Raw genomic sequence first — 7,888 nt, 5'->3', positions numbered from 1 at the left:
AACGTGCCCAATATTATGCTGCTAAAGCTTACTCAAGTCAAGCAGATCAAGGTGATGATTATCATAACCTCAAGGAAATTATCTTTATAGCTGTTGCTGATTGTATTATTTTTCCAGATAAGGCTGAGTATAAATCTAATCATACTATTCGGGATGAAAATACTAATGAGCATGATTTAAAGGATCTCTACTTCGTATTCATTGAATTACCAAAGTTTACCAAGACTAAAGAAGATCAATTAAAAAATATAGTAGAAAAGTGGTGTTATTTTTTTCGATATGCAGCAGAAACAAGGGAAGAGGACCTAGATAAAATAGTTGGTAGTGATGTAATAATAAAATGAGCTTATGAAGAGATGAATAAGTTTAATTGGTCGGAGGAAGAATTACTAGCATATGAGCAAAGGAAAAAACGTTTAATGGATGAGGTAGCTGCTTTCGCTCAAAAATTTGATGAAGGTGTTAGGGTTGGACACGAAAAAGGCAGACTAGAAGGCATCCTCATCGGTCATCAAAAAGGCAGAGCGGAAGGTAGGGAAGAGGGCGAACAACAGGCTAAAATTGCTGTGGCAAAGAATTCACTTAAGGCGGGTGTTTCTATTGATGTTATTGCTGAAATAACAGGGTTTTCTGTTGATTATATTAAGAAAATTCAAGAAAAGAAGTTTTAGCCATAACGTTTTTTTATTAAACCCTCTATTCTAGTAATTTTAATATTGCAATCCATTCTAATATCTGTACAATACCTTTTTTATATAAATACTTAACAGGCGGGGTTAATGCCAACACAGAAAGAGCTTCGGGCTACGATGTCCAAAAAATTACAGGAAGCTATTAAACATCCAGATCCAACAGTTGCTGCTGGGAGGAAGTCAGCTATCAAGAGATGGGTGGGAGTCCTTCAGGATAACTTTATGGAGCACATAAAATACTTTAAGGGTGATAAGCTGAAGTTCTTGCACAGTGTATTCCGAGCTGAAAGTTCCTGGTCAGGTGTAAGGTTGAATAATGCTGCTTTAGGTCAAAGTTTTACTAAAAAAAAAATAAGGAAAATCGATAATCCACTTCGCAAATATGAGATGGCTTGTAGTTACTGTGTAGTAGATAAAATTCATCCACTCTTTCAAAAAGCATTTAAATCCTACAAAAATGGATTTTCTTCTGATGAACTTGATAGTAGAGGTAATCCTATAACTGATGAGTACATACGAAACTCGCTTTTGGGTGGCATTCGAAGGAAAGGTCCTCTATTTGATTTCTGGATCGATAGAGAATCTGGGGAATTAAAGCAGTATGATGCAGTAGAAGGTTTTGACAGTGCTGTAAAACTTAAGTGGAGTGAAGGGGTAGAGTATTTTTATAATCATTTAAAAGAAGAAGATAAGGAAAAGAAGCTTACAGAAGCTATTCTTGCTCTTTCTCGTCCTCAATCTGTTGAGAAAGACGCTCCTATTTTAGATTTTTGTGTAAGGAATATAGGTGATAAAGATACTCTTTTACAGAAATTGCTGCAGAAAGATAAGGGAGTATATTCCATTCTTGCTGAATTAATAGAGTCATGTTTTTTTGATACGGTTCATGATTTGGTACAGTGCTGGTGTTATAAAGGCGTTTCAGAACGTGGAGATCATTCAGAGAAAATATTCTCACAAGATGAGTATGACCTCCTCCTTTACTCACTTTCAAATGTAATGTTGAAAAATCCTGAGTCAAGTGTTCAAGCTAGATCTCTTGTTATGAAGATTTGGAAATGTGAACGCTTTACTGAATACAGAGAGACCTCTGTTAATACTTCTAATTATACAGTTCCTATAAAGAGTGTACTTGGGGGATTAATTATTAATTGGAAACGAGGAGATGTTTGTAAGCCCAATAGGAAAGGAGAGAAAGAAGAAATATTAGATATGGCATCATTTGCTAGAAGTTACTTTTCTGAAGAGTTTGAATTTTTTAAAGAAGATGTTTGTAAGCTCAATAGGAAAATAGAGAAAGAAGAAATATTAGATATAATATCATTTGCTAAAAGTTGCTTTCCTGAAAAGTTTGAACTTTTTAAAGAAGTCATGGTAGAAAACCTTAGATTATGTGGTAGAGAAAGAATGGAAGAAGGTATAAACTACGATGATTTGGCGAAAGAATTGTTTTCTGAGTTAAAGAAAACAACTTTACCTCCTGGAGGTGATGGCCCTAGGTATGATTTACGGACACGATCTAAAGCTCATGGCAGTAAGAGAACAACTTTGCCAGTTAAAGCTTGTGGCAGTAAGAGAACAACTTTGCCAATTGATGATAGTCCGCAGTCTGAGCTTGGAACTCCTAGTGTAAGTGGTGTTTCTTCTTATAAGAAAAAAAAGCATCTTTACGCTTAGTGGTAATAAGTAATCCACTTATGAACTCTTGGTATTTTTGGTCGTAGTAAATAAAGGGTATTTTGTATGAGTAATGGTGATGGGCTTATTAGGAATTTAGTGGATGGAGATCTTGATGGTTTTAGACAAGAGTTTGAATCCTTTTTAAATCAATGTCCATCTTTCTTGTATCATGTAGGTACAGGACGTTTCCTTCCTGTATTCTTTTTTAGTATGTTTGCTACTGCTCATGATGCAGGCATTTTGAATACAGATGAGAAAGTCTATTTTCGTTTTGATAATCATGGTATTGATACAAGTGGTAGAAATAGAAATACAGGAAACCTAAAAGTTGTTGTTTTAACTCGTAATCGTGACGGACAGCAAGTTGTCAGGTGTTACAGCATTTCTGATCGTTCTAATAGTGGTGGGTTAAGATTTAGTAAAAGGGAGAAAGATTCTCTAGTACAAAAAATTATACAGCAAAATCAAGGTTTAAGGAAAGAAGACCTAAGTTTTGAGCAGTACAAAGTATGTATGCATGGGAAAGGCAGGAGTCAGGGAGAGGCAATTGCAACAGTATTCGAGATGATTCGTGAAAAAGATTCTCAAGGTAGAAATAGATTTGCTGAATATTCAGCGTCTGAGATTAGCCTTCTGAGGCATATAGAACGCAATAGGCTTAGGGAGATTAATGTGCTTGCGCCAAGCAGTGTGTTGAAAGTTAAGGAAATAGAAAGTATACGACTCGATCAAGATCAGATCGTACAGCTTGGTCATTTGGTCAATTTTGTGCAAGTTGGACCAAGTCAGCAAGGGATTTTCAATTTTATGGAAGTGCTAGCAAGTAACCAAAGAATAAATGTAGAACGTGGAATAAATGAAGGAATTTTGCCATACATAACTCGAATCTATCGTAATTACCTAGGCAGCCTACAAAATGACATTCAAAATCGCAGTCAAAAGTTTGAGAGTTACGGGTTTTTATTAGCTTTCTTAGCAAATTTTAGTCATCGCTACACAATAGGCATCGATCTTGACTTATCTCCTAGAAACTCACATGTTGCTTTTCTTGTACGTCATCAAGAAGAAAGAGGAAATGTTCCTATTGTCATTAATATTGCTACAGGAGCAACATTGTCCAGTACCGCATTAGACTGTGCCAGAGGTCACGCTAAAAGATTATATGTTTCTTCATTTATACCTACCACATCAGAGCATACTGTTTGTGTTGGATTAAATTTTGATTTAAATCGAATTCCTTTTAGGGTTGATACGGTAGGGCTTCAACAGGATAGATTTCCTTTAGTACAAAGATTATTTGAGTGTTTGGAGAATGAAGGAATTAGAGAAAATATTAGAGATTTCTTACTTCAACATCTTCTTGCTAAAATACCAAGAAATGCAGAGAATTATAACAGAATATTTGATTGTATAACTGGTTTTACTTTTGGGAGTAGTGCTTTTGCTAGAGAGTATTTAGAGCTGGAAGAAGGAGAAGATCGAGTACGTGTAAGAAAGTATATATTTAGATACGGTGATGGAGATTTAAGAAGACATACTTTAACTATGGTCTTTTATGCTCAGGGTCATAATATAGTTACACTTCATATTAGAGCTCACGATGCGCAACAGCAAGAAGCTATCGATTTACAAGCTCTTAATGTTAATAGAAATAATGTTCATATATGGGAAGTTTCATGCACACTTAATGACCAATTTGAGCTAGATATTGATCAACCAAATGACCTTGGTTTATATCACGATTACCAAAATAATAATGCAAATAATTTTCTTGCTGGTGATCTTATACAAGTGCCTAATGTTGAAAATGTACATGGTATTTCAGAAAGGGTTATGAACGATGGCTGGAAAAATGTAGGTCAGCATAGAGAACTATTTCAAGAGATCTCTGGAATATTGATGCCACTTAGGGACGCAATAAATGTTAATAGTGAGGATAAGTTTCGTTCTATACTACATGGTACATTTTATGCTAGTGATAATCCTTATAAAGTGCTTGCTATGTATAAAGTTGGTCAAACATATAGTTTGAAAAGGGGGCGGGAAGAAGAAGGAGAAAGGGTAATACTCACAAGAATTACAGAACAGACATTAGACATTTTATTATTAAGACAACCTACAGAGAATGATCTAGATACTCATCCAATTGGATATATATTAAGATTTGCTGGTAATGTAGAAGAAGTAGCACAAAAGGAGAATAACGCAAAAGATCGAATAAAAGAACTTATGAACAAGCAAAGAGGATATTTGCTTATTACTTCTGGAAATGAGGTGGTTTTATTTCCTCTTATATTTAATGCAGGTGCAGGGAGAGTAGAAGGTCTGATATCTATTCCAGAAGGAATAGGAAGAGAAGAGTATGTACATAAACTTGATCGTGGTGGTCGTGACTTAAGATCAGGAGGACTAGTGGTCCCTGAAAGTGTTATTGATGAAAATCCACCAGAGGGTCTATTATCAGATCAGACTCGTGAAAATTTAATAAATTATATTCGAGAAAATCCCGGACGGAACCAGACTTTACTGTTTGATCTAGGTGATAGTCGATGTGTTAGTATTACTACCTTCGAAGGTAGTAGACAACAATTCCTAGAAATACTAAGGTCAAGAATAATGGGAGGTGATAATGCCATTCCTATAGCACAAGGAATAAGAAGACAAATAAGAGATATTCTTGGAAATCAAGGGATAGAAGTAAATGATCTACTTACACTAGAATTTGCAACGAGAAATGGACTTTATGATTACTGGCTTCAACAAATTGATATAGCTCATGCTGGAAGATTGCAATATCAGCTTCGTACTGAAGGTAATCACACTTTTGAAGCAGCTAATTTGGCAAGGAATGACGGTAACGAGCACATTGTTAGAGTATTAAATCAATTTAGGGAAAACGAAGAACAACAGCGTTTAACTTTAATCATTACTTTAAATAACACTCATTGGGTTACACTAGTGATTGAACGTCAAAATGGGAACTATGTTGGGTACTATGCTGATTCAACTGCTACTGCTGTTCCAGGTGGTATTACCGATATCATTCAAAATAACTTAGGAAATAATATCAGGATTAATAATGTTTCTGTTCGTCAGCAAACAGATGGTTGGAATTGTGGTTTATGGGCATTAGAAAATGCTAAGGATATTAATCGAGTCCTAAATGAAAATCCTGGAGAACAAGTTCAGAATATTGTAAATATTATGCGTGACTTTCTCGAAAGAAACTACCCAAACAGAGATAGAAATTACTTTCAGAACATAAGAGTGGGCATTTCACAATTATTCAGGAATGATCCGGGATTTCAAGATGTGCAATTGCAAGCATACATTCAAAATAGAGAACAAATTGATCCATTATTACGTACTTATCTAGAATTAAGATATCACAGAGTGGGAGAAGGGTGTGGACCAGTAGAAGCACCTATATCGCTTAGTGTTAGTGATTCCAGTAATTTTGGTGGCCTGCCACAGTCGAGCTTAGAAAGTCCTGAAGCTAGTGTGTTTCTGACCTTAGCAAAGGTAAAGGCGGTAGGTAGAAGTAATCGGTAGATGAAAGGAGTGTAACAAAAACCTTATGCATCAAGTAGAGATTGTGAGCAAATTTAAAGAAGTTAAGGTGGGTAACCTGTTTTTTTCTACTTGTAGCAATGTTTCAAAAAGTATATGTGTCGAGTTGGGTAAAGTTGAAGGAGGTTCTTAAATGAACAGCTATTAATTTAGTAGTATACAACATTAATAAATTTAAATAATGCAACCATTTCCAGCAACCAAAACCAGCAAGCGTAAGAAGAGTTTTTCTTGGAATCGCGAGGTCTGAAACTACCTTCTGTCACCCAAATAGATGATTATCAGAAGAATCCTCATCAGGTTGTAGACCAGTCTTTTTTTCATTTAATGAATCGACTTTAAGCAAAGCATCGGTTTGTGATGTAAATTCTTCCTCGTTAAACCCAAACAACCATGAAAAAAACCCACTAAAAAATGATATAATTAATGAAAAAGGTTTTGTAACTATACTAAATAAACTACTAAAAAAAGAGCTCGGCTGTTCTTCTGTTTGTGTGGGCTCTTTAGAAGTAGGCTCCACACTTGTTCCTTCTCCTATACTCTCTTTTTTATTATCATCTGGTTGGTGTTCTTCCTCTTCTGAATTTCCTTTAATACCTGGATGTAATGGAACATTATCTCCTTGCCCTTCCTTATCTGTCGATGATTCATCCCCATCAGGTTTTTCTGCATTTTTTAATATAGTTCTTATGTCCTCATCAGCAGTTAAATCGATAGGAGTCTTCCCATAGTTATTTACCACATTGCTCTTTGCCCCATGATTTAATAAAACTTCTACTACATCTTTCTTGTTGTTTAGAGCAGCTACATGTAAAGGAGTACTGCCATGTTTATTTCTTGCATTAACATCTACTTTATTACTATTTAATAGAAGTGTTACTAACTCTCTATTGCAATTTTTAACAGCCAAATGTAAAGGAGTACGTTCATATTCATTTTTTACGTTAACATCTGCTCCTGCTTCTATTAGACTGGTTACTTCCTGAATATCACATTCTTTAGCAGCCTTAAGTAAAGCAGCATTTCTTAATAGAGCTTTTATTTCTTCGTTAGTAGTTAAACTGAAAGGAGTATCTCCATGGTGATCTTCTACGCTAATATCTGCTCTATTACTTAACAGAACTTTTACTAACTCTGCGTGATTTTCTTTAGCAGCCAAGTGTAAAGGAGCCTTTCCATTTTTATCTTGTGCATTAACGTTAACTTTTGTCTCTAATAGAATTTGTGTTACCTCTATACTGCCTGCGTTGACAGCCCAATGTAAAGGAATCCTTCCATAGTCATCTTTTGCGTTAACATCTGCTCCTGCTTTTATTAAAGCATTTGCTACACCCTCATTACGTTCTATGGCAGCCCAATGTAAAGGTGTTCTTCCATCTTGATCTTTTATGTTAATATCTGCTCCTGCCTTTATTAAAGCATTTGCTATATCCTTATTGTGTTTTTTGGCAGCATAATGTAAAGGAATCATTCCATTTTGATCTATTACATTAACGTTTACTCCCCCATTTATTAAATCGTCTATTTCCTTAACCTTAACATCTTTAATAGCTAAACACAAATCTTCTATTTTATTTTGTGTTTTTGTCAGAGCAATCATCAATGTAGTGTGACTTCCTTTGTGATCTCTATAATGAGCAAGATCTAAAGGAGTCTTTCCTGAACTATCTTTTGCATAAACATTAATTCCTCTTGCTTTTAGTAGAGCATCTACTGCTTTTTCATTATTCTTTTCAACAGCTAAATGTAAAGGAGTCTGTCCATCTTTATTTTTCTCGTTAACATTGATTCCATCATTTATTAGGTTCCTTACTTTATCAATTTCAGCATTTTCAATAGCTATAAATAAATCAGCATTGCTCATTCCATACTTCTAAGAAACTTCCTTAACTAGCTCCTCTTGTTGCACTAAAGTATAGCCAAATTCTCGTGCCTTTTTGATCAAA

Annotated in this window: 3 protein-coding genes and 1 pseudogene; 3 read left to right on the top strand and 1 reads right to left on the bottom strand. The window is 35.1% G+C overall.

Features of this window, described 5'->3' with window-relative positions; translation table 11 throughout:
* The 3 genes and pseudogenes from OZD70_RS00620 to OZD70_RS00610 form a co-directional block, all read left to right on the top strand.
* Nucleotides 1-671: pseudogene (locus tag OZD70_RS00620) on the top strand (Rpn family recombination-promoting nuclease/putative transposase); the annotation flags it as partial.
* A 108-nt stretch (nt 672-779) separates the two neighbouring features.
* Nucleotides 780-2,369, top strand: a complete 1,590-nt coding sequence (locus OZD70_RS00615) for a cytoplasmic incompatibility factor CifA (RefSeq protein ID WP_275020182.1) — start codon at nt 780-782, stop codon at nt 2,367-2,369.
* A 66-nt stretch (nt 2,370-2,435) separates the two neighbouring features.
* The gene (locus tag OZD70_RS00610) at nt 2,436-5,924 is read left to right on the top strand and encodes a cytoplasmic incompatibility factor CifB (protein ID WP_275020180.1); all 3,489 of its coding nucleotides are present in this window, start codon (nt 2,436-2,438) and stop codon (nt 5,922-5,924) included.
* A 280-nt stretch (nt 5,925-6,204) separates the two neighbouring features.
* Here OZD70_RS00610 and OZD70_RS00605 read toward each other — a convergent pair whose 3' ends face one another.
* Complete coding sequence (locus tag OZD70_RS00605; RefSeq protein ID WP_275020178.1) at nt 6,205-7,806, bottom strand: ankyrin repeat domain-containing protein; 1,602 nt, start codon at nt 7,804-7,806, stop codon at nt 6,205-6,207.
* Between the last annotated feature and the right edge of the window lie 82 nt (nt 7,807-7,888).

Source organism: Wolbachia endosymbiont of Drosophila tsacasi (genome assembly GCF_028982115.1).
Taxonomy (GTDB): Bacteria; Pseudomonadota; Alphaproteobacteria; order Rickettsiales; family Anaplasmataceae; genus Wolbachia; species Wolbachia pipientis_B.
The sequence above is the reverse complement of the archived record's forward strand: the minus strand, read 5'-3'. Positions and strand labels throughout refer to the sequence as shown.